Annotated in this window: 21 protein-coding genes; 8 read left to right on the top strand and 13 right to left on the bottom strand. The window is 70.8% G+C overall.

What is annotated here, in order from left to right:
- Together AB0M01_RS17325 and AB0M01_RS17330 are read right to left on the bottom strand one after the other, a co-directional pair.
- Entirely contained in the window at positions 1-1,107 is a 1,107-nt protein-coding gene (locus tag AB0M01_RS17325) for a zinc-dependent alcohol dehydrogenase family protein (protein WP_363670395.1), read from the bottom strand.
- On the bottom strand, positions 1,104-1,583 hold the full coding sequence (locus tag AB0M01_RS17330) for a thioesterase family protein (protein ID WP_363670397.1): 480 nt from the start codon (positions 1,581-1,583) through the stop codon (positions 1,104-1,106). The genes AB0M01_RS17325 and AB0M01_RS17330 overlap by 4 nt, the downstream gene beginning before the upstream one ends.
- 93 nt (positions 1,584-1,676) lie before the next feature.
- On the opposite strand from AB0M01_RS17330, the gene AB0M01_RS17335 reads away from it, so the two are divergent.
- From AB0M01_RS17335 to AB0M01_RS17345, 3 genes are read left to right on the top strand one after another with little or no spacing between them, the layout of a single operon-like run.
- Entirely contained in the window at positions 1,677-2,609 is a 933-nt protein-coding gene (locus AB0M01_RS17335; protein WP_363670399.1) for an acyl-ACP desaturase, read from the top strand.
- A gap of 44 nt (positions 2,610-2,653) precedes the next feature.
- On the top strand, positions 2,654-3,343 hold the full coding sequence (locus tag AB0M01_RS17340) for a DUF6348 family protein (protein WP_363670401.1): 690 nt from the start codon (positions 2,654-2,656) through the stop codon (positions 3,341-3,343).
- 15 nt (positions 3,344-3,358) lie between these two features.
- Positions 3,359-4,696, top strand: coding sequence for an MFS transporter (locus tag AB0M01_RS17345; protein ID WP_363670403.1), 1,338 nt, complete (start codon positions 3,359-3,361; stop codon positions 4,694-4,696).
- On the opposite strand, the gene AB0M01_RS17350 is transcribed toward AB0M01_RS17345, so the two are convergent.
- The 4 genes from AB0M01_RS17350 to AB0M01_RS17365 are packed head-to-tail and all read right to left on the bottom strand — an operon-like array spanning position 4,604 to position 9,034.
- Positions 4,604-5,998, bottom strand: coding sequence for an ABC transporter permease (locus AB0M01_RS17350; RefSeq protein ID WP_363670405.1), 1,395 nt, complete (start codon positions 5,996-5,998; stop codon positions 4,604-4,606). The genes AB0M01_RS17345 and AB0M01_RS17350 overlap by 93 nt on opposite strands.
- Positions 5,995-6,687, bottom strand: coding sequence for an ABC transporter ATP-binding protein (locus AB0M01_RS17355; protein WP_363670407.1), 693 nt, complete (start codon positions 6,685-6,687; stop codon positions 5,995-5,997). The genes AB0M01_RS17350 and AB0M01_RS17355 overlap by 4 nt, the downstream gene beginning before the upstream one ends.
- Positions 6,684-7,982 (bottom strand): peptidoglycan-binding protein, encoded by a 1,299-nt coding sequence (locus AB0M01_RS17360; RefSeq protein ID WP_363670409.1) that lies wholly within the window; start codon positions 7,980-7,982, stop codon positions 6,684-6,686. Before AB0M01_RS17360 ends, AB0M01_RS17355 begins: the two co-directional genes overlap by 4 nt.
- On the bottom strand, positions 7,979-9,034 hold the full coding sequence (locus AB0M01_RS17365) for a hypothetical protein (RefSeq protein ID WP_363670411.1): 1,056 nt from the start codon (positions 9,032-9,034) through the stop codon (positions 7,979-7,981). The genes AB0M01_RS17360 and AB0M01_RS17365 overlap by 4 nt, the downstream gene beginning before the upstream one ends.
- Before the next feature lie 112 nt (positions 9,035-9,146).
- Between AB0M01_RS17365 and AB0M01_RS17370 the strand changes: the two genes are divergently transcribed.
- Genes AB0M01_RS17370 through AB0M01_RS17380 form a run of 3 tightly spaced genes read left to right on the top strand, consistent with a single transcriptional unit; the run spans position 9,147 to position 12,371 of the window.
- Positions 9,147-9,860, top strand: coding sequence for a response regulator transcription factor (locus AB0M01_RS17370; protein WP_363670413.1), 714 nt, complete (start codon positions 9,147-9,149; stop codon positions 9,858-9,860).
- Positions 9,850-11,712 (top strand): HAMP domain-containing sensor histidine kinase, encoded by a 1,863-nt coding sequence (locus AB0M01_RS17375; RefSeq protein ID WP_363670415.1) that lies wholly within the window; start codon positions 9,850-9,852, stop codon positions 11,710-11,712. Before AB0M01_RS17370 ends, AB0M01_RS17375 begins: the two co-directional genes overlap by 11 nt.
- Positions 11,713-11,753: 41 nt before the next feature.
- Positions 11,754-12,371 (top strand): hypothetical protein, encoded by a 618-nt coding sequence (locus tag AB0M01_RS17380; RefSeq protein ID WP_363670417.1) that lies wholly within the window; start codon positions 11,754-11,756, stop codon positions 12,369-12,371.
- Here AB0M01_RS17380 and AB0M01_RS17385 read toward each other — a convergent pair.
- Genes AB0M01_RS17385 through AB0M01_RS17410 form a run of 6 tightly spaced genes read right to left on the bottom strand, consistent with a single transcriptional unit; the run spans position 12,349 to position 17,824 of the window.
- Complete coding sequence (locus tag AB0M01_RS17385) at positions 12,349-13,308, bottom strand: LLM class F420-dependent oxidoreductase (protein ID WP_363670419.1); 960 nt, start codon at positions 13,306-13,308, stop codon at positions 12,349-12,351. The two genes, AB0M01_RS17380 and AB0M01_RS17385, sit on opposite strands and share 23 nt — an antisense overlap.
- Positions 13,308-14,054 (bottom strand): SDR family oxidoreductase, encoded by a 747-nt coding sequence (locus tag AB0M01_RS17390; RefSeq protein ID WP_363670421.1) that lies wholly within the window; start codon positions 14,052-14,054, stop codon positions 13,308-13,310. Before AB0M01_RS17390 ends, AB0M01_RS17385 begins: the two co-directional genes overlap by 1 nt.
- A gap of 7 nt (positions 14,055-14,061) precedes the next feature.
- Positions 14,062-14,742 (bottom strand): histidine phosphatase family protein, encoded by a 681-nt coding sequence (locus AB0M01_RS17395; protein ID WP_363670423.1) that lies wholly within the window; start codon positions 14,740-14,742, stop codon positions 14,062-14,064.
- Positions 14,743-14,745: 3 nt separating this feature from the next.
- Complete coding sequence (locus AB0M01_RS17400) at positions 14,746-15,801, bottom strand: phosphotransferase family protein (RefSeq protein WP_363670425.1); 1,056 nt, start codon at positions 15,799-15,801, stop codon at positions 14,746-14,748.
- Positions 15,801-16,598: an SDR family NAD(P)-dependent oxidoreductase gene (locus AB0M01_RS17405; RefSeq protein ID WP_363670427.1), complete on the bottom strand. Its 798-nt coding sequence runs from the start codon at positions 16,596-16,598 to the stop codon at positions 15,801-15,803. The genes AB0M01_RS17400 and AB0M01_RS17405 overlap by 1 nt, the downstream gene beginning before the upstream one ends.
- Positions 16,595-17,824 carry an acyl-CoA dehydrogenase family protein gene (locus AB0M01_RS17410; protein WP_363670429.1) on the bottom strand — a complete coding sequence of 410 codons (1,230 nt, stop codon included), beginning with the start codon at positions 17,822-17,824 and terminating at the stop codon, positions 16,595-16,597. The genes AB0M01_RS17405 and AB0M01_RS17410 overlap by 4 nt, the downstream gene beginning before the upstream one ends.
- Positions 17,825-17,894: 70 nt before the next feature.
- On the opposite strand from AB0M01_RS17410, the gene AB0M01_RS17415 reads away from it, so the two are divergent.
- Positions 17,895-18,500 (top strand): TetR/AcrR family transcriptional regulator, encoded by a 606-nt coding sequence (locus tag AB0M01_RS17415; RefSeq protein ID WP_363670431.1) that lies wholly within the window; start codon positions 17,895-17,897, stop codon positions 18,498-18,500.
- A 24-nt stretch (positions 18,501-18,524) separates the two neighbouring features.
- Here the strand turns inward: AB0M01_RS17415 and AB0M01_RS17420 are convergent, their stop codons facing one another.
- Positions 18,525-19,538 carry a LacI family DNA-binding transcriptional regulator gene (locus tag AB0M01_RS17420; RefSeq protein WP_363670433.1) on the bottom strand — a complete coding sequence of 338 codons (1,014 nt, stop codon included), beginning with the start codon at positions 19,536-19,538 and terminating at the stop codon, positions 18,525-18,527.
- Between the two features lie 135 nt (positions 19,539-19,673).
- Here AB0M01_RS17420 and AB0M01_RS17425 point away from each other — a divergent pair, with 135 nt between their 5' ends.
- The gene (locus AB0M01_RS17425) at positions 19,674-21,578 is read left to right on the top strand and encodes a glycoside hydrolase family 30 beta sandwich domain-containing protein (RefSeq protein ID WP_363670435.1); all 1,905 of its coding nucleotides are present in this window, start codon (positions 19,674-19,676) and stop codon (positions 21,576-21,578) included.
- Positions 21,579-21,608: the final 30 nt, after the last annotated feature.

A 21,608-nucleotide genomic window follows, 5' to 3' on the forward strand; every position in this document is an offset into this window, starting at 1 on the left:
CTACAGCACGAGTACCTGGCGGATCGTCGTACCCGCCGCGAGCTGATCGAAAGCCTCGTTCAGGCCGTCCAACGCGACCGTCGAGGTGAGCAGCTTGTCGACGGGCAGACGGCCCGCCAGGTACAGCGCGATGTAGCGCGGGATGTCGCGGCTCGGCACAGCTGAGCCGAGGTACGAGCCTTTGAGCGTGCGCTCCTCGGCGACCAGCGAGACGGCCGAGATGCTCAACAGCTGTGAAGGATGCGGGAGCCCGACGGTGACCGTGGTGCCGCCGCGGCGGGTCGCGTCGTAGGCCTGCGTCAGGACGGCAGCGCTGCCGACGGTCTCGAAGGCGTAGTGCGCGCCGCCGGCCGTCGCCTCCTTCACCTGCTCCACGACATCGTTGCCTCGGGCATCGATTGCGGCGGTGGCGCCCAGCTCGAGGGCGAGCTCGAGCTTCGCCGGTACGACGTCCACCGCGACGATCGGGTGCGCCCCGGCCAGTACGGCGCCGAGCAGCGCGGAGAGCCCGACGCCACCGAGCCCGAAGACGACAGCGCTCTGCCCCGGCTGCACCCGCGCGGTGTTGACGACGGCGCCGACCCCGGTCATCACCGCGCAGCCGAAGAGCGCGGCGATCTCAGGCGGAAGCGACGGGTCGATCTTCACCGCAGAGCGCGCGGAGACGACCGCGTGGTCGGCGAAGCCTGATACCCCCAGATGATGATGTACGCCGTCCAAGCGCTGCGACCCACCGAGCAAAGTCCCTGCAGTGTTCGCCACGGCTCCCGGTTCACACAGGGCTGCCCGCCCTTCAGCGCACGGACCACACACCCCACACGCGGGCACGAACGCGAACCCGACCGTGTCCCCCGGCGCGAACCCCTCCGCCTCCGACCGGACCACCTCGCCGGTCGCCTCGTGGCCGAGCAGCATCGGCATCACCCGCGGGCGCGACCCGTCGATCACCGACAGGTCGGAGTGGCACAGCCCCGCGGCGCGCACCCGGACGAGCAGCTCCCCCGGCCCGGGATCGGCCAGCGAGACCTCCTCGACCTGCAGCGGCCGGGATTCGGCGTACGGCTGAGGCAGACCCATCTCACGCAGTACGGCGCCGCGAACGATCATCCGGTGATCCCCTCCAACGCACTCCGCAGCTCGGCGGGCAACGGCGTCGGCCGCCGGTCGCCCCGGTCGACGAACACGTGCACGAACCGCCCGAGCGCCGCCGGCTCGTCGCCTCCGGCGGACCCGCCGCGAGCAAGGTCCCCGCTCCCAGCGGACCGACCGTCGGCACGATCCCCGCCGCCGCGGAACAGCCCGATCTCGTACGTCACGCTCGACGTCCCCAGCTTGGCCACCCGCAGCCCGGCGTCGACGGTGTCCGGGAAGGCCAGCGGCGCCTTGAACGTGCACTGCGACTCCACGCACAGCCCGATCACCGGCCCGGCGTGGATGTCCAGCCCACCGGCCCGGATCAGGAACTCGTTGATCACGGTGTCGAAGAAGCTGTAGTACTCGACGTTGTTGACGTGCCCGTACACGTCGTTGTCCTTCCACCGCGTCGTGATCTGGTGGAAGTGCGGGAAGGCGCTGCGGTCCACAGGAGTCACCCTAGTGGTCTACCGCACAACCTACGGTTGCGTAACTTACGGTGCCGTAGGGTGTAGGGATCCGCCGACGAAGGGAAGCCCTCGGTGACCGACAAGCTGGTGACGAACCTGCTGCACGAGCTGGAACCCGTGGTCGAGGAGAACCTCGAGCGGCACCTGGCGATCACCAAGGACTGGAACCCGCACGACTACGTGCCGTGGAGCGAGGGGCGTGACTTCGCGTTCCTCGGTGGTGAGGACTGGGACCCGGAGCAGTCGCGGCTGGATCCGGTGGCGAAGGTGGCGATGATCACCAACCTGCTCACCGAGGACAACCTGCCGTCGTACCACCGCGAGATCGCGACCCAGTTCGGGCTGGACGGCGCCTGGGGGACATGGGTCGGGCGCTGGACCGCCGAGGAGGGCCGGCACGGGATCGCGCTGCGCGACTACCTGGTGGTGACCCGCGGGGTCGACCCGGTCGAGCTCGAGGTGGCCCGGATGGCGCACATGACCGCGGGCCACGAGGTCGACAAGAACATGCTGGAGGCGATCGCCTACGTCAGCTTCCAGGAGCTGGCCACCCGCGTCTCGCACCGCAACACCGGCAAGGCGACCGGCGACCCGATCGCCGACCAGCTGCTGGCCCGGATCGCGACCGACGAGAACCTGCACATGATCTTCTACCGCAACCTGGTCGCCGCCGCCTTCGAAGTGGCGCCGAACGAGACCATGCGGGCGGTCACCAACGAGGTCGCCGACTTCTCGATGCCCGGCGCCACCATGGAGGGCTTCGCCCGGAACTCGGTGACGATCGCCAAGGCCGGCATCTACGACCTGCGCCTGCACCACGACGAGGTGGTGGCACCGATCCTGCGGATGTGGAAGGTCTTCGACCGCGACGACCTGAGCGGCGACGGCGCCAAGGCGCGTGACGAGCTCGGCGACTTCATGGCCGGGCTGGACGCGCAGGCGACCAAGTTCGTCGAGCAGCGCGACCGGCTGCGGGCCCGGCAGGCGGCTCGCGCAGGCGCGTGAGTACGCCGTACTGACGCGCGAGTACGACGTACTAAGGTCGCCGCATGAGTGAGCGGCTGCCTGACCCGGTGATTCTCGACCTGCTCGCCGGGAAGCTGGCGGCCGCCTCCAAGCGGGAGTGGAGCGTCGAGGGCGACGTGGTGCGCGGGCCGGGCACGGTCGGCGTCACGCTCGGCGCGGACCACACCGGCGACCCGGCGCACCTCGACCTGAACTTCGTGCTCAACCTGGAGCGGCCGGACACCACGACGCTCACCGATTGCGTCACCGGCTACGGCGACACGGCCGAGGCGGTCGTCGAGCGGGCGATCGACACCTGGCTCGGTACGACGGGAAGCGCGGTCTTCGAGCTCTTGGTCCAGGACGGCTCGTTCGCGAGTCACTTCGCCGCCGACGACCCGCGCGGCTTCCCCGGCTGGCACCTGATCCACGGCGGCATCGTCGGCTGGGGCAGCGGCGCCGAGCACCAGGCCGTCCAGCTGTGGGCGGCCGAGCACCTGCTCCCGCCGGCCCTCGCGCCGGTACTGGCCAAGGATCTCGAGCTCACCGGCGGCCAACTGATCGGCATCAAGGTCTTCTTCGGCGGCCGCGCGGGCTCCGAGACTGCCGAGGTCCGCGTCAACGGCGAGGTCCACGAGACCGCCAGCGCCGCGATCGCCGAGCTGGACTGGCCGCGGCCGCAGGACGACCTCAGCTACGCCCGCACCTACCTTCTCCTGGTGCACACGCAGTAGAACTACAGTGCAGGCGTGCAGTTCATCCGCGATCTGGGCAGGTTGTTGCGGCGGGGTGACTTCCGGCGGCTGTTCGCCGTTCGGCTCAGCTCGCAGTTCGGCGACGGTGTGTTCCAGGTCGCGCTGGCGTCGTACGTGCTGTTCTCGCCCGAGCGGGCGCCCGACGCGGCGGCGATCGCGGGGCTGTTCGCGGTGGCGCTGCTGCCGTACTCCGTGCTCGGACCGTTCACCGGCGTGCTGCTCGACCGCTGGTCGCGGCGGCAGATCCTGTTCGGGGCGAACGTCACGCGGGCCGTGCTGGTGCTGGTCGTCGGAGCGATCGTGGCGATCGGCAACGCGGGTGCGCCGTTCTACCTGGCGGTGCTGCTGACGCTCGGGGTCAACCGGTTCCTGCTCTCGGGGCTGTCGGCTGGTCTTCCCCACGTTGTGGACGCCGACGAGTTGGTGATGGCGAACGCGGTCACGCCGACATCCGGTACGGCGTTCTTCCTGATCGGTGGTGGCGCCGGAGCGGGCGTGAAGCTGCTGGCCGACTCCGACCTGGCCGTGCTCGGTACGACGTCCGCGGTCTACCTCGTCGCGGCCCTGCTCGCGCTGCGGCTCGGCCGCCGTCAGCTGGGGCCTGAGCTGAGCGGCGACGAACCCGGCGTGCTCGAAGCCGTTCGGAGCATCGCCAACGGGCTCGTCGACGGCGGTCGGCACCTGCGCGAGCGCCGGCAGGCTGCGCTGGGCCTGGCCGCGATCGGGTCGCTGCGCTTCTTCTTCGGCCTCGTCACGGTCGCGATGATCCTGCTCTACCGCAACGAGTTCTACGGCCCCGACCAGCTCGACCAGGCGTTCGGCGCGCTCGCGCTCGCGACCGGGTCGGTCGGCGCCGGGCTGTTCCTGGCCGCGCTGGTGACGCCGTGGGCGACCCGCGTGATGACGCTGCGGCGCTGGATCACGGTGCTGTTCGTCGCGGCCGCGGTCGTGACGGCGTTCCCCGGCGGGCTCTACACCCAGCCCGCGATCCTCGTCGCCGGGTTCCTCACCGGCTTCTGCGCGCAGGGCGTCAAGATCAGCGTCGACACCCTCGTCCAGACCCACGTCGACGACGTCTACCGCGGCCGGGTGTTCTCGCTGTACGACATGATCTTCAACGTCGGGCAGGTGTCCGCGGCCGCGCTCGGCGCGCTGATCCTGCCCGACGACGGGAAGTCCTACCCGGTGCTTGCCTTCATCGTGCTCGGGTTCCTGGTGACGGCCCTGGTCTACGCCCGGTCAAGCGCCGCGGAGCGCGGTGATCGGCTCGATCGCGGAGGCCTTCCAGGCCGGGTAGGTGCCGGCGAGCAGGCCGATCAGCGCGCCGAGTAGCGGCGAGCCGAACGCCAGACTGGTGTCGAGGATCGGCGTCCAGTCCTTGAACCACGAGACCCCGATCGTGAGCAGCACACCGACCGCCGTACCGAGCAGGCCGCCGAGGAACCCGACGATCACGCTCTCGACCAGGAACTGCCCGGCCACGTGTCTTCGGGCGGCGCCGAGGGCCCGGCGCAGGCCGATCTCGGAGACGCGTTCGAGCACCGAGAGCAGCGTGACGTTCGCGATCCCGAGCCCGCCGACCAGCAGCGCGACGGCTCCGAGCAGGAGGAACAGCGCGTTCAGGTCGGACTCGACCCCCTTCCGGACGCCGCCCTGGACCGGCGGTGCGTCGACCTTGAGCGAGCTCGGCGTGTTCGGGTCGATCGCGACCGGCGCCTGACCGGCGATCAGCTGGGCGGCGCCGACCTGGGTCTTGATCTCCAGCGCGTCGGGCGCCTTCAGGTCGTACGCCGTCTTGGCGGTGCCGTTCGGCATCACGATGCCGTCGAGCAGCTCGGCGCGACCGGAGACGCCGTCGAGGATGCCGATCACCGTGTAGGCCTGGTCGCCGATGAACACCGCGGGCTGGGAGTCGACCCGGTTGATGCCGAGCTTCTCGGCGGCGTGCTTGCCGAGGACAACGACCTTGTCGCCGCGGGTGTCGTGCCCAGCGTCGAAGAAGCGGCCGGTCCGGAGCTGCGCGCGGACGGCGTCGAAGAGGCCTTCGGAGCCGGCCATCACCTGCAGGGCGTAGCCGTCCTTGCCGATCCCGGCGACGCTGCGGACGAGGTCGTCGCCGGTGTTGAGCGTGCTGAAGGTGCCGGCGGCTTCGACGCCGTTGAGGCGTTTGATCCGCTGCGGGGCGTCCCAGGGGAGCTGGGCGGCGGCTTCGCCTTCGGCTTTGTCGTCGGGCTGGACGACGACGCGGGTGGCTGCGGCCAGGTCGAAGCGCTGGGTGATCTGGCCGGCAGCGGTTTGTCCCAGGCCGACCGTGCCGACCAAGGCAGCAATGCCCAGCACTGTTCCGAGGGTGGTGAGGATGAGTCGGGTCGGGCGAGCGGAGACACCGGCGAGAGCCTCGTCGAGGAGGTCCCGCAGCGCGGGACCGTGCGCGAGGCGCCTCCTCCGACTTGGAGTAGGTGCCGGGGCGCCGGAGCGGAGGCCGCCGGGGCGGAGGCGGACCGGGTCGAGGCCGGGACGGAGACGGCCGGGGCGGAGGCCGGCGAGGCGGCGGGCGAGCGACGCGGCGCGGGAGCCGGATCGCGACGTGGACGGCTCGCCGGCGGGATCCGGGGAGCCGGTTCTGGGGGTCACCACTGCAAGGTCCCGTCGACGATGCGGACCTGGCGCTGGGCGCGCCGGCTGACGTGGTCGTCGTGGGTGATGACGGCGAGCGTCATCCCCTCGGCGTGCAGCTCGTCGAAGACCTCGAGGATGGCTTCGGCGTTCGCGGTGTCCAGGTTGCCGGTGGGTTCGTCGGCGAGCAGGAGGCTCGGTTCGGCGACCAGGGCCCGGGCGATCGCGACCCGCTGGCGTTCACCACCGGACAGCGTGCGCGGGCCGAACTCCATCCGGTGCGCGAGCCCGACGCGTTCGAGCGCGACCCGGGCGCGGGCCATCCGTTCGCGGCGCGGGACGCCGACGTACACCATCGAGAGCGCGACGTTCTCCAGCACCGTCCGGTGATCGAGGAGATGGAAGGACTGGAAGACGAAGCCGATCCGCTCGCCACGCAGGACGGCGCGTCGGCGTTCGCGCAGGCTGGAGGTGTCGACGCCGTCGAGGCGGTAGACACCGTCGCTGGGGTTGTCGAGCAGGCCGAGCAGGTGCAGCAGCGTCGACTTGCCGGAGCCGGACGGACCGACGATCGACAGGTACTCGCCTTCCCGGATGGTGAGGTCGATGCCCTTGATCGCCCGCACCTCCGGTGGTCCGGGAAAGAAGCGGCGGACGCCGATCATCTCCACCACCGGCGCGGGCAGCGCGACAGCCATGGCCGTCATTTGCCCACCACCACCTGGTCGCCCTCGGCGAGCTTGGCGTCGCCGGTCGCGGTGACCTCGGCGAACCCGTCCGCCGACAGCCCCACCTTCACCGGCACCAGCTCGATCTTCCCGTCGCGCAGCACCTCGACCCGCGACGACCCGTCCGAGCCCGCCGACAGCGCGGCGACCGGTACGGCGAGCACCTTGCCCTGCGTGCTCTTGACCGGGATCGTCACCCGCACGTTCGCCTCCCGCAGCCGTTCCAGCTGCGCGGCGGTCAGCGACTTCGGCGCCACCACCACGTCGTACTGGTCGGCGTTGCGGCTGATCCGCCGGACAGTCGCCTGGATGATCGTGCCGTCGCCGAGGTCGAAGCTCGCGGCCATGCCGGTCTTCAGCTGCTCCTTCGTGGTGGCGTCGACCTTGACCGTCACCACCAGCGAGGCCCCGCTGACCGACATCACCACGCCGTTCACCACGCCGCCGCGCTCGACCTTCACGTCGTCGACGCGCCGCGGCAGCGACTTCACGAACACGATCTCCGACACCGGCAACGGCGTACCGGCCTTGAACTCCGCCTCCTCCAGGTCGTCCTGGGCGTCGGCGAGGTTCTCGGTCGCGTCGTCGACCTGGCCCTGCTCGACGGTGAAGTCCTTCTTGCCCGGGGTCGCCTTGGCCTGCTTGAGCGCGGCCTTCGCCTGCCGGAGCGCGTTCTTCGCCTGGTCGACCGCCTTGTCGGCGCCGTCGACGGCGTGGGTCAGCTGCTCCTCGGCCTCCGGTGCCTCGTACCCGGCGGCGTCGTACAGCTCCTCGATCGCGTGCGCCGTGCCCAGGTCGTACTTCGAGTCGACGGTTCCCGGGTCGAACCCGAGCCGGTCCAGCGTCTGCTCCAGCTGCAGCACGTCCGGCCCGCGGCTGCCCGGGCTCAGCGTCCGGTACATCGGCAGGACGCCGGCCAGCCCGATCACCGGCCGCCCGGCGATCTCCAGCAGCACCTTGCCCTCCTTGATCGTCGACCCGACGGCCGGGACCTTCCCGGTTACCACGGCGGGCGTCTTCAGCCCGCTGGTCTCGACGCGGACGTTCACCGCGCCGTCGAACGACGTGTCACCGCGGCCGACCACCTTGCTCGACAGCGCCTTCTTCTCCACCGGCACCGTGATCTGGGACGCCTTCGGCGGTGCGGTCTTGGCGGCCGCGTCCTCCGGCGACTGGATCCGGCTCCCGGCGGCGACGCCGACCCCGAGCGACATCGCCGCCACCGTGGACACCCCGACCAGCACCCGCCGCCGCGACTTGGGCGACGCGCTCACCGCTCGGCCATCGTGTCGCGGTACTGCTCGAGCTCGGTCTTGTGCTGCGCGACGAACTCCTTCTCGTGCTCCTGCGAGGCCGACTTGTACGCCGCGTCGTACACCTTGGTCTTGCAGCCCTGGTCGGCCTTGGCCAGCTCGATCTCGAACTTGCGGAGGTCGGCCAGCTTGGCCGCGTCGACCTTGTCCAGCGACGGGATCCCGATCGCGACCGCCGGCCCGCCCTTGGTCGGCTGGTCCTTCGTGCCGGTCAGCTCGTTGAGCTTGCTCTGGACCTGGTTGCGGGCGTCCTCGATCTTCTTGAACCCGGCGTGGCCGGCGTCGGCCATGCAGTCGGTCCAGGCGGCGGTCGCGTCGACGACGCGCTGGTCGCTGTCGATCCGCTTGCGCAGCGCCTCCAGATCCTTGAACAGGGAGTCGAACTTGCTGAAGTCGGCGAGCTTGTCCTCACCACTGCCGAAGACCTCCTCGGCGGCCTTGCCGCGGCAGCCCATGTCCTTGGCATCGGGCCGCTTGCCGTCCGCCGGCAGCGCCTGGATCGTGCCGCCGCTGGTCGCCAGCTGGCCGTTCAGCGCCTTGTCGTAGGCCTTCTGCGCGGCCGGCGTGAGCGCCTTGCGGATCTTGGCGTTCGGGTCGGAGTCCTCGGCCTCGCCGTCGGGTTTGCCCCAGTCGATGGTGCTGATCCCGTAGCCGTACTGCTCGGCGAACTTGTCCGGCGGCAGGTTGAAGGCGTCGTTGAACTTGGACTTCGGGTTCGACTCCGGCGGCACGGCGACGTACTCGAACCCGGCGGTCTTCATACAGGCCGCGACCGAGTCCTCCAGCTTGCGCTGCTTGGCGTTCTGCTCCTCGGTCGACTCGTTGCCACCGGCCCGGGTGACCCGGACCGCGCCGCCGCCCATGCTGCTGAAGCCTTCGCCCATGTACTCCGCGAGCGGGCTCTTGTCGTCGCTCTCGACCGGCTTCTTGTCCGCGCCCGGGCTGTTCACGGCCCCGCAGCCGGCCAGCGCCAGGACCGCGATCAGCGAGAGTGCTTTGCGTGAGTTCTTCATGGCAGCGAGGGTGGCCCGGCGGCGATGAAGAATCTGTGAAGGACCGATCAGCACGAGATGCTCTCAGCCGATCTTCATCGGATTCTCATGAAGATCAGTCATCGTCGAGAACATGCCAGCCCGGATTCTTGTCGCCGAGGACGACCGGAAGCAGGCGGAGCTGATCCGGCGCTACCTCGAGCGCGAGGGTCACCTGACGGTCGTGGTGCACGACGGGCGGGCGGCCATCGACGAGGCGCGCCGGCGGCGGCCCGACCTGCTCGTGCTCGACGTGATGATGCCGAAGGTCGACGGCCTCGACGTCTGCCGCGTCCTCCGGGCCGACACCGGCGACGGCGCCGACGTCCCGATCATCATGCTCACCGCACGCTCGACCGAGGACGACCTGCTGCTCGGTCTCGATCTGGGCGCCGACGACTACCTGACCAAGCCGTACAACCCGCGCGAGCTGGTGGCCCGGGTCCGGACCGTCCTGCGCCGAACGCGGATCCGGTCCGAGGGCGAGGTCTACCGGGTCGGCGAGCTGGAGATCGACCCGGTCCGGCACGAGGTCCGCCTGGCCGGTGAGCTGATCGAGGCCACGCCGGCCGAGTTCAAGATCCTGGCCTGCCTGGCGGCGTCACCCGGGAGGGCGTTCTCGCGACAGCAGCTGCTCGAGCACGCGTTCGGCTTCGACCACTACGTGTTCGACCGGACCATCGACGTGCACGTGATGAACCTGCGCAAGAAGATCGAGGCCGCGCCCGGCTCGCCGAAGTACCTGAAGACCGTGTACGGCGTGGGCTACAAGCTGGCCGACAAGGTGGTGACGTCCGATGCGTCGTAGCGTCCTGGTCCGGTTCCTCGGGCTCTCCCTGGCGGTGGCGCTCGGCGCCGTGATCGCCACCGCGGTGATCGCGACGTACAGCACGTCCGAGCAGTTGCAGGGCGAGATCGACACCAACCTCTCGCAGCTGGAGGTCGACACCCGGATCTACGCCGAGCTCAGCGACTACGCGACCGACCACGCGACCTGGCAGGGTGTGGACAAACTCGTGCACCAGCTCGCCGACGAGACCGGCCGCCGGGTCGCGCTGACCGATGCGAACGGCTCGTCGATCGCCGACTCGGCGAAGATGCTCGGGGCGTCACCGGACCTGCCGTCGGTGCCGGCAGCAACGATCGACGCGCGCGAGCAGGGCGGCGTCGGGCTGCTCCGGGCCCAGGCGGTGGCCGGGGTCACGGTCCGGTCGATGGCTCCGGTCACGAAGCCGGTGCTGGCCTCCGTGGCGGCCGGGCCCGGACCGTACAAGTCCTGGGGGCTGACCGACCAGGAGCTGCGCGACCGCGAGCAGCTCGCCCAGCAGGCGGCGGACTGCTACCGCGCGCAGGGGGTGAACGCGACGGTGTCCGGTGGTGGCGACCTGGCTCCGCAGCTGATGGTCGAGAGCGGCAAGACGCCGGAGGGGGTCGCGGTGATGTCGTTCACCGCGGCCGATTCCGTCCGGCCCGACGGGTGCCTGCCGCCCGGGCTGTACGCGCCGAGCGAGAAAGCGGTCAAGGTCAATGCGGACGAGGTGCAACGGGCCGAGAGCTGCCTCAAGGCGGCGGGCGAGCCCTACCAGCTGAGCCAGCAGAACGGGCTCGGCGCTGTGCTGCCGCCGGACCGCACCGAGCAGCTGACCACCCAGTTCGTCGACTGTACGACGACCGCGCGGTCGGAGGCGCTGGCGCCGTACGTCGCCCCGACGGCCAAGCTCTACCTCGGGTCGAAGAGCACGTTCAACGTGTTCTCCACCGAGGGCCTGCTCCGGACCGCGGCCACCGCGCTCGGCGTGCTGCTGATCGCGGCCGTGGTGATGATCTTCACCGGCCGCCGGCTGGTCCGGCCGATCCTCGCGCTGACCGGCGCCGCGCAGCGGATGACGAACGGCGACCACGCGGCCCGCGTCCCGGTCTCCGGCAAGGACGAGGTGGCCCGGCTCGGGCACGCATTCAACGCGATGGCCGCGTCGATCCAGCGGCACGACCACCAGCGCAAGGCGATGGTCAGCGACGTCGCCCACGAGCTATGCACCCCGCTGGCCAACATCAAGGGCTACCTGGTCGCCTCCGAGGACGGCGTCGTACCGCTCGACCGGGAGCTGGTGTCCTCGCTGCTGGAGGAGACGAGCCTGCTCGAGCACCTGGTCGCCGACCTGCAGGACCTCGCCCTGGCCGACGCCGGGATGCTCCGGATGCACCCGGCGCCGCGCGACCTCGCCGAGCTGGCCGGGCAGGTCGTCGCGGCGCATCGCCCAGCGGCCGAGGCCGCGGGCATCACGTTGACCGCGGCAACCAACGGAGCCGCGCCGGCGGTCGTCGACTCGGCCCGCGTCCGGCAGGCGCTCGGCAACCTGGTCTCCAACGCGATCCGCTACTCCCCCGACGGCGGCCGCGTCGTCGTCGGCGTACGACGCTCCGGTGACGACTACCTGCTCACCGTGACCGACACCGGAACGGGGATCGCCGCCGAGCACCTCCCGCACCTCTTCGACCGCTTCTACCGCGTCGAGCACTCCCGCTCCCGCGCCACCGGCGGCAGCGGCCTCGGCCTCGCGATCACCAAGCACCTGGTCGAAGCCCACCAGGGCACGATCAGCGCGACCAGCCGCCCCGGCCACGGCTCGACGTTCACGATTCGCCTGCCCGCCCGCTGAAGGATCTTCCGCTGACCCGTCACGCACTGCGACACTGAGCCGTGAGCTATCCGCCGCCACCGCCGCCGCTGAACTACGCACCGTACGGCGGCCCGCCGAAGAAGAACCGGGCCGGGCTGGTCATCGTGCTGCTGATCGGCGTCGTGGTCGCGTGCGTGGGAGCGGCCGGGTACATCGCGTACGACCTGGCCAGGGGGAACGGGCCGAAGGCAACCGACGCACCGGTCGGCGCGACGCCTGAGCAGCCGACGCCGGTCAAGCCGTCGCCGCCCAAGCCCTCCGTGGTGAAACCGTCGGCCACCAAGCCGACCGTCAAGCCCACGGTGAAGCCCCCGGTGGTCAGCCCCAAGCCGCCGCTGTCGAAGCCGCAGCGCGCGGCGCTGCTCGCCCGGACCTTCGTCGCGCACCTGAACGCCGGCCGCAACGACGCCGCGGGCGCGCTGGCCTGCGGGGCGACCAAGGAGTTCGTCCCGCAGCTGATCGGCCAGATGATCGGCCCGCCGTCGAAGCTCGTGGTCGGTGAGCTGAGCGGCTCCGACCCGTCGTACGTCTACCAGATCAGCGGGACGACCAAGGGCAAGACGGCGTTCGGAGTCGTGATCGTCAACATGACCGCGGCGCCGTGCATCCAGGTGCTCAACGTGGGGACGTCGGGCTAGCGAGCGCCCGCGCGGTCTCCAGCAGGTCAGCGCCGGTCGGCAGCGTCGCGATGATCGGGGTGTCGAGCCCGTTGTCGACGTAGGCCTGGATCTTGGCCCGGCAGTCGGCGGCCGACCCGTGCACGACCAGGTCGTCGATCACGTCCACCGGTACGGCGGCCATCGCCGCGTTCCGGTCCCCGGCCGCCCAGGCGGCGCGCATCGGGCCGAGCGCCTCAGCGCGGCCGAGCCAGTCGTGGAAGGCCGAGTAGCCGGGCACGGTCAGGTAGGTCGCGATCAGGTAGCGCCCGATGTTGCGCGCCATCTCGGCGTCCTCGGTGACGCAGACGAAGATCCTGGCCGCCAGCTCCTTGCCGTCGCCGAGCTCGGCGCGGACCTGCTTCACGTCGGCCGCGGACAGCCAGTTCGTGATCGCGCCGTCCGCCTCCCGCTTGGCCAGCTTCAGCATCTGCGGCCGCAGCGCCGCCAGCATGATCGCGGGCGGTACGCCGGGCGCCTTCTCCAGCCGGAACCGCTGGATCGTGAAGCTCTCGAACTCGCCGTCCACCTTCTCCCCGGCGAACGCCTGCCGCAGGAACCGCAGCACGTCCCGCGTCCGGGCCAGCGGCGGGTCGTACGCGATCCCGTTCCACCCGGTCACGATGGTCTCCGACGACGCCCCGATCCCGAGCACGAACCGCCCGGGCGCGAGGTCGGCGAGCGCGGCCGCGCTCATCGCCAGCGCGGCCGGACCGCGCGTGTGCACCGGTACGACGGCCGTCCCGAGCCGCAGCCGGTCGTCCCACTCCGACGCCAGCACCAGCGGCGTGAACGCATCGGCGCCCGCGACCTCCGCGGACCACAGGTCGGTGTAACCCAGCTCGGCCAGCTCGCCGATCAGCGCCTTGTGGTCACGCAGCGGTACGCCGGTGAGCGGAACGGTCAGTCCCCAACGCATCAGATCAGTCTCCTCAGCACCGGCAGCGGCGCGATCTTCATGAACCTGGCCAACGGCTCCCACGGCCAGGACGGCACGTAGGCGCGTCCCTTCTCGGCCTCGATCGCCGCCACCATCGCGCGCACCCCGACCTCGGTCTCGACGATCAGCGGTGTCTTCGCCACGTGGTCGTTCAGCTCGGACTTGATGTAGCCCGGGCAGATCGCGCTGACCTTGATCGGCTTGCCGAGCAGCTCCATCCGCAGCCCCTCGGCCAGCGAGCTGATCGCCGCCTTGGTCGCGCCGTACGCCGTCAGCGAGCGCGGCAGCCCGCGCACCCCGGCGACCGACGTGATGAAGACCAGATGGCCGGCGTTCCGCGCCCGGAACAGCTCCATCGCGGCCTCGGCCTGGGCCAGCGCGGCGACGTAGTTGGTCATCGTGGTCTCGAGGTTCGCGTCGAACCGGCCGGTGCCGACCGGGGTGCCCTTGCCGATGCCGGCGTTCACGATGATCCGGTCGAGGCCGCCGAGCTCGTCGTCGAGCGCGCGGAACCCCTCGAAGACCTGGGCGTGGTCGGTGACGTCGAGCTTGCGGGTCAGCACGGTGATGCCGGGGTGCGCGGCGAGCAGTTCCTCGCGCAGCGCGGTCAGCCGGTCCTCCCGGCGCGCGGTCAGCGCCAGGTCGCGGCCCTTCGCGGCGAACTGCCGGGCCATCTCGGCGCCGAGGCCGGAGCTGGCGCCGGTGATCAGGATCGTGCGTCGCATCGCGGCCCTATCTGTAGGTCAGTTCGTCGGTACCGTCCAGGTGCCCGTGCTCGTTGTAGCTGACCACGGTCAGCCCGCTGCGCCCGGACACCACCTTCGTGATCGCGGTGTTGATCGTCACCGGGTTCAGCCGCAGCCACAGGTCGTCGGCACCGGACCAGAGCCGGCCCACCACGGCCGCGATCGGCCCGCCCGAGGTGAAGACCAGCACGGTCTCCCCCTTGCCGGCCCGCGCGGCAACTCGTCGTACGGCGGACTCGGAGCGGTCGCAGAAGTCGGTGAAGCTCTCGGTGTAGCCGTCGCCGCCCTGCGTCCAGCGCTCGGTCGCGGCGGTGAACATCTCCTGGAACGCGCGCGCCGGGTTCCCGGTCCGGGCCAGGTCGGCGAGCAGCACCGCGCGGCGCTTGTACGCCGGTTTGTGCGCGACGATCACCTGGTCGTGGTCGAACTCGTTGAAGCCCTCGTCGACCTCGACCTCGGTCGGCAGCCCGGCGGCGGTCAGCGCGAGCGATGCCGTCCGGTCGTGCCGCTGCATCGCACCGGTGACGACCAGATCGGGTTTCACCCCGCGCGCGGCCAGCGTCTCGCCGAGCCGGACCGCCTGCCGCTCACCGAGGGGGGACAGCCGGTCGTAGTCGCTCTTGCCGAACGACGCCTGTGCGTGCCGGATCAGGTAGACGGTGCCCATGCCCTAAGCCTGCCGGATGATCTGCCGGCAGCGGCGTTCGAGCAGGTTGACCGGGAGCCACAGGTTCTTGAAACGCGGGTTCCGGGTCTGTTTGTGGTGGTAGCGGTAGTAGATCTGCTGCGCGATCACGGCCAGCCGGAACAGGCCGAACACCTCGTAGAAGGCCCAGTTCCCGCGCTCGACACCGGTCTGCTCGCAGTAGTAGTCGACGATCTCGTCGCGAGTGATCATCCCCGGCGCGTCCGACGGCTGCAGCCGGAACCGGCGGAAGGCCCAGTCGTCGTCGGCCTGCACCCAGTACGCCAGGCCGCTGCCGAGATCCATCAACGGGTCGCCGATCGTGGCCAGCTCCCAGTCCAGGACGCCGACCACCTTCAGCGGGTCGGCCGGGTCGAGCACGACGTTGTCGAGCCGGAAGTCGTTGTGGATCACCCGGGAGCCGACATCGGCCGGGCGGTTCGCCTCCAGCCAGGTCATCACCTTCTCGGCGCCGCCGACGTTCCAGGTCTTCGCCTTGCGGTAGCGCTCGGACCAGCCGTGCACCTGGCGCTCGACGTACCCGTCGCCACGGCTGAGATCGGCGAGCCCGGCCTGCGCCGGGTCGACCTGGTGCAGCGCGACGAGCGTGTCGATCAGCGTGAAGCCGAGCTGCCGGGTCTGCTCCGGCGTGAGCTCGACTCCCAGCTCCGACCGGCGCGGGATCGTCCCGGCGATCCGCTCCATCACGTAGAACTCCGAGCCGAGCAGGCCGGTGTCGGTGCAGTGGGCAACCATCCGCGGGACGTACGGGAAGACCGGCGCGAGCCCGGCCTGGATCCGGTACTCGCGGCCCATGTCGTGCGCGCTCTTGGCCTTCGTGCCGGCCGGTGGGCGGCGCAGGATCAGGTCGCGGCCGGCGTACCGGAGCAGGTAGGTGAGGTTGGACGCGCCGCCGGAGAACTGGCGGACCTCGGGCGGGCCGTCGGGGAGATCGGTGTGCGTGCGCAGCCAGCGGTCGACGGCCGGTACGTCGAAGGAGTCCTCGTCGCGCACCGCGCGGGCGCCTTCGACGGTCTCCATCACCTGTCCCCTGCGGTCGCCGCCTCCGCGCGCTGCCGGGCGCGGGCGGCGATCTTGCGCATCTGCCGGTCGTACAGCGGGCGCGCGAACCGCTTGGTCCGCCAGGCCAGCAGCGCCGGCCGGTCCGGGATGATCAGGAACTGCTTCTTCTTCACCCCCGCGACCACCACCGCGGCGATGTCGTCCGCGGTCCGCGGCGACTTCTCGATCAGCCGGCGCGCGGACTCGCCCATCGCGGTGTCCGCGCCCTGGATCGAGTCGGCCAGGTTGGTCTTGAAGAACGACGGGCAGACCACCGACACGCTCACGTCGTACGGGTGCAGCTCGTGCGAGAGGGTCTCGGACAGCGCGACCACGGCGGCCTTGACCGTGTTGTACGAGCTCATCATCGGCGGGTGCACGAGGCCGGCCGCGGACGCGGTGTTCACGATCTGTCCGGAGCGCTGCGCCTTGAACATCGGCGTGAACGCGCGGCAGCCGCGGACCACACCCATCAGGTTGATGTCGACGACCCGGTCCCACTCGGCCAGCGTCTCGACGTCGATCCGGCCGCCGGTCGCGATCCCGGCGTTGTTCACCAGGATGTCCAGCCCGCCCCAGGTCTGCTCGACCCACTCGACCGCGGCGTCCCAGTCCTCCGCGCTGCGCACGTTCAGCTGCCGGTACGTCGCACCGGCCGGCGGCGTCAGGCCGGCCGCCACGTCGGTGCTCAGCACCTGGTGGCCCTCGGCAACGAACCGCTCGACGAGTGCGAGCCCGAGCCCGCTCGCGCCACCGGTGACCAGCACCCTGCTCATTCGGACTCCTTGTACTTCGCCAGCTCGATCCGTGCGACCACACCACGGTGCACCTCGTCGGGCCCGTCCGCCAGTCGCAGCGCGCGGGCACCGGTCCAGGCCGCGGCCAGCGGGAAGTCGTCGGACAGGCCACCGCCGCCGTGCAGCTGGATCGCCATGTCGATCACGTCCTGCGCCATCCGCGGGACGGCGACCTTGATCTGGCTGACCTCGCTGAGCGCGCCGGCCAGCCCTTCGGTGTCGAGCAGGTGGGCGGTCTGCAGGACGAGCAGCCGGGCCTGGTTGATCGCGATCCGGGCGTCGGCAATCCGCTCGCGGTTGCCGCCGAGGTTGACCAGCGGCTTACCGAACGCAGTCCGGCTCAGGCCCCGGCGTACGGCGAGCTCGAGCGAGTGCTCGGCGAGGCCGATCAGGCGCATGCAGTGGTGGACGCGGCCGGGACCGAGGCGGCCCTGGGCGATCTCGAAGGCGCGGCCGGTGCCGACCAGGATGTTCGCCGCCGGGACGCGGACGTTGGTGAACGAGACCTCGCCGTGGCCGTGCGGTTCGTCGTACCGGTGCATGGCGGGGAGCAGGCGCTCGACCTTCACCCCGGGGGTGTCGCGCGGGACCAGGACCATCGTGTGCCGCGCGTAGCGGTGCTCGTCGGGGTCGGTCAGGCCCATGAAGATCAGCAGCTCGCAGTTCGGGTGGCCGACACCGGTGCTCCACCACTTGCGGCCGTTGATCACGACCTCGTCGCCGTCCAGGACCGCGGTCGCGGCCATGTTGGTGGCGTCGGAGGAGGCGACATCGGGCTCGGTCATGCAGAACGCGGACCGGATCGTGCCGTCGAGCAGCGGTTCGAGCCAGCGCTGCTTCTGATCGGCCGTGCCGTAGCGCAGCAGGACCTCCATGTTGCCGGTGTCCGGGGCGTTGCAGTTGAAGACGTACGGCGCCAGGAACGAGCGGCCGGTCAGCTCGGCGATCGGGGCGTAGTCGACGTTGGACAGGCCTTCGCCGTACTGCTCGTTGCCGGGCTCGGCGGGCGGGAGGAACAGGTTCCACAGCCCCTGCTCACGGGCCTTGGCCTGCAGGTCCTTGAACGCGGGTGTCGGCTGCCAGGGGTCGGCGGCGTGCGCGGTCGCGGCGTGCAGCTCGGCCTCGACCGGCTCGATCTCGGTGCGCAGGAAGTGGTCGACCTGCCGGATCAGCTCCTGCGCCCTCGCGGACGGCGCGAACCCCATCAGCACTCCTCGGAACGGACAGCTCGGACGTTCTTGACCGTAGCGCACGTTCTAAGCAATGCTCAATAGCGTGAGTGTGGACGAGCCCGCGACGCCTGCGCGGCGCCGGCTGAGCGCCGACGACCGCCGCAAGCAGCTGGTCGGCATCGGCCTGATGATGCTGCGCACCCAGCCGATCCACGACCTGTCGATCGACGCCGTCGCCGCCGAGGCGGGCATCTCGCGGGGGCTGCTGTTCCACTACTTCCCGACCAAGCGCGACTTCTACATCGCGGTGATGCGCGCAGCGGGGCGGCGTCTGCTGCGGGTCACGCGTCCGGACGACTCGCTGCCGCGGGCCGACCAGCTCCAGCAGATGCTGCTCGCGTTCGTCGCCTTCGTCGGGCGGCGGCGCGACTCGTACATCTCGTTCGTCCGCGGAGCGGCCGGCGGCGATGTGTTCGTCGTCGAGGTGTACGCCGAGACGCGCGCGGCGCTCACCGCGCGGGTGCTCGCCTTGCTGGACCAGCCCGGCGAGGACCGCCCGGGCTCGCCACTCAGGCTGACCGTCCACGCCTGGCTGGCGTACGTCGAGGACCTGGCGATCGAGTGGTCGGGCCTGCCGGAGTCTGAGCGCCCGTATTCGGCCGAGCACCTGGTCGACCGAGCGCTGAGTGCGCTGAAGGCACTCAGCTAGCCGGAGTCGACCTGGGTGCCGCGACTAAGCAACCGACCGGTTGGGTGCCGGGCCGGTTGATCCTCGGACGACGAGCTCGGTGGCCAGCTCGACGTGGAGGGCTTCGACTTCGTGGCGGTCGAGCAAGCGGATCAGCAGGCTGACGGCCATTCGGCCCATCTCCTGCAACGGCTGGCGGACGGTGGTGAGCATCGGCGAGGTCGCGCGGCTGACGTCGATGTCGTCGAAGCCCGCGACCGAGAGATCCTCCGGGACGCGGAGCCCGCGCTCGGCAGCTGCTTGGAGCGCGCCGACGGCGACCTTGTCGTTGAAGGCGACGAGTGCGGTCGGGCGGTCGGGAAGGTCGAGCAGCTCGCCGGCTGCGCGGTGGCCCTCCTCGGTGGTCGGTTCGACGTACCGGACGAGGGACGGGTCGGGCAGCGAGCCCGCGTCGGCGAGAGCTGCCGCATGGCCGCCGAGCCGGGCATCGCTGGCGAGCCACTCCCGCGGGCCGGCGACGACGCCGATCCGGCGGTGGCCGAGGCTCGTGAGGTGCGCGCTGATCTGGCGGGCGCCGGAGAAGTGTGCGGCGGAGACGGAGGCGATGTCGCGCGGCAGCGGCGTCCGGGGATCGACTACGACGAACGGCGTACGCCGGTTGCGGAGTTGGAGGAGCTCGTCAGGAGACTCCGGTGGAAGGATCAACAGAGCCCCAGCAATTCCTGACTGCTCTCGCAGAGTGGAAGCCACTCCTTGCCCTGCATTCAGGACCAGTTGCCGGCCGTGCCGGTCCAGGGACTCGGCGATCGAGCTGACGATCAGGCCGAAGTAGTCGGTCAGCAGGTACGGGCAGCGCACGTAGACCGCGCCCGCGGCCGGCTTCGGCGTACCGCCGCGCGGGCTCGGCGCGCGCAGCCCGAGCTCCTCGACCGCGCGCTCGACCAGGGCGCGGGTCTCCGGCGCGACGCTGCCCTGCTGGTTCAGCACCCGGGAGACGGTCGCGATCGACACCCCGGTGGCGGCCGCGACCTCGCGCACGGTCGCGCGTCCGCTAGGCATTTGTTACATCGCTTTGTTTCACGCTCAGCACCCTAGCGTGCCGCCTCAGCACCTTGACAGAGGTCGAGCCAGCGGAGTTTCCTGAGGCAATTTGTTGCAGCCGTGTTTCAGCTGGGGACGAACCTGAGGAGTGCGATGAGAACACCGGCAGTCGCCGCCGCCCTGGCGCTAGCCACCGCTTCACTGACCGGCCCGGCCGCCGCCCAGGCGCACCGGCCACCGACCGAGCAGGCCCGCGTCTGGGTGACCACCCCCGACCGCGCCGAGCTGCTGCACGAGCGGGCACCGGTCGCCTTCGCCCAGGGCGCGAGCCGGCAGACGACCATCACGGTCGACCCCGGTACGACGTACCAGACCGTCGACGGCTTCGGTGCCTCGATCACCGACTCCTCGGCCGCGGTGCTCTACCAGCTCCCGGCCGCGGACCGCGAGAAGACGATGCGCTCGCTCTTCGACCCCAAGCAGGGCATCGGCGTCAGCTTCCTGCGCCAGGTCGTCGGCTCGTCGGACTTCACCGCGCAGACCGAGCACTACACCTACGACGACGTCCCCGCGGGCCAGACCGACTTCCCGCTGCGGCACTTCAGCATCGCGCACGAGCAGAAGCAGATCCTGCCGCTGATGCGCCGCGCGAAGCAGCTGAACCCGGCGCTCAAAGTGATGGCCACCCCGTGGAGCCCGCCGGCCTGGATGAAGACCGGCGACTCGCTGGTCGGCGGCCGGCTGAAGGACGACCCGCGGATCTACAACGCCTACGCGCGCTACCTGGTGAAGTTCGTCCAGGCGTACACGGCGGCCGGCGTACCGGTGGACTTCCTGTCGATCCAGAACGAGCCGCAGAACCGGACGCCCAGCGGCTACCCGGGCACCGACCTGCCGGTGCGTCAGGCGGCCGCGGTGATCGAGCAGCTCGGCCCGATGCTCAAGGCGGTCAGCCCGCGGACCAAGATCCTCGGCTACGACCACAACTGGACCACGCACCCGGGCGACGTCGCCAACACCCCGCCCGGCGAGGACCCGGAGACCGACTACCCGTACCAGCTGCTCAGCTCCAAGGCCGCGCGCTGGATCGCCGGTACGGCGTACCACTGCTACTCCGGCAACCCCTCCGACCAGAGCAAGCTGCAGCAGGCGTTCCCGGAGAAGGGCATCTGGTTCACCGAGTGCTCCGGCTCGCACGGGCCGAACGACACCCCGCCGCAGATCTTCCGCGGCACGCTCACCTGGCACGCGCGGACGCTGATGCTCGGCACCACGCGGAACTGGGCTCGCTCCGTGGTGAACTGGAACATCGCGCTGAACGCCGACGGCGGTCCGCACAACGGCGGCTGCGACACCTGCACCGGCCTGGTCACGCGGCAGGCCGACGGGACGGTGAGCACCGACGCGGAGTACTACACGATCGGTCACCTGTCGAAGTTCGTGAAGCCGGGCGCGCGGCGGATCGGCTCCACGTCGTACGGGACGACCGGGTGGAACGGGCAGCTGATGTCGGCCGCCTTCCGCAACCCGGACGGGTCGACGGCGCTGCTCGTCCACAACGAGAACGACGAGCCGCGGTCGTTCGCGGTCGCGGTCGGTGGGAAGTCGTTCGAGTACACGCTGCCCGGTGGCTCGATCGCGACCTTCGTGTGGGCGCGGGAGCTGCGGTCGGAGGACAAGGCGCTGCCGATCGTCTCGTCGACCGCTTCGGTCGGTGCTGATCTGGCTGCGTTCGCTGCCGACGACGACGGGGCGACGCTGTGGCAGAGCAAGGAGGCGATCGCTTCCGGCCAGTCCGTCGCGGTGGACCTCGGTACGGCGCGGACGGTTCGCCGGGTGGCGCTCGACAGCGGCGGGAACATCGGGGACTACCCGGGGACCTGGCAGCTGTCGTACAGCAACGACGGTACGACGTGGCGGCCGCTGAAGTCCGGTGCGTCGGACGGGCAGCTCACGACCGTTGACGTGCCGCCGACACGGGCGCGGCACCTGAAGATCACGTCGACGGGTGCGAGCGACCACTGGTGGACGCTCGCGGACGTGCGCGTCTACAGCTAGCCGGCCGGCCCTCCCGCCCGAGGGCCGGTC

Origin of the sequence: Kribbella sp. NPDC051770 (assembly GCF_040681455.1) — a bacterium.
Lineage (GTDB): Bacteria > Actinomycetota > Actinomycetes > Propionibacteriales > Kribbellaceae > Kribbella.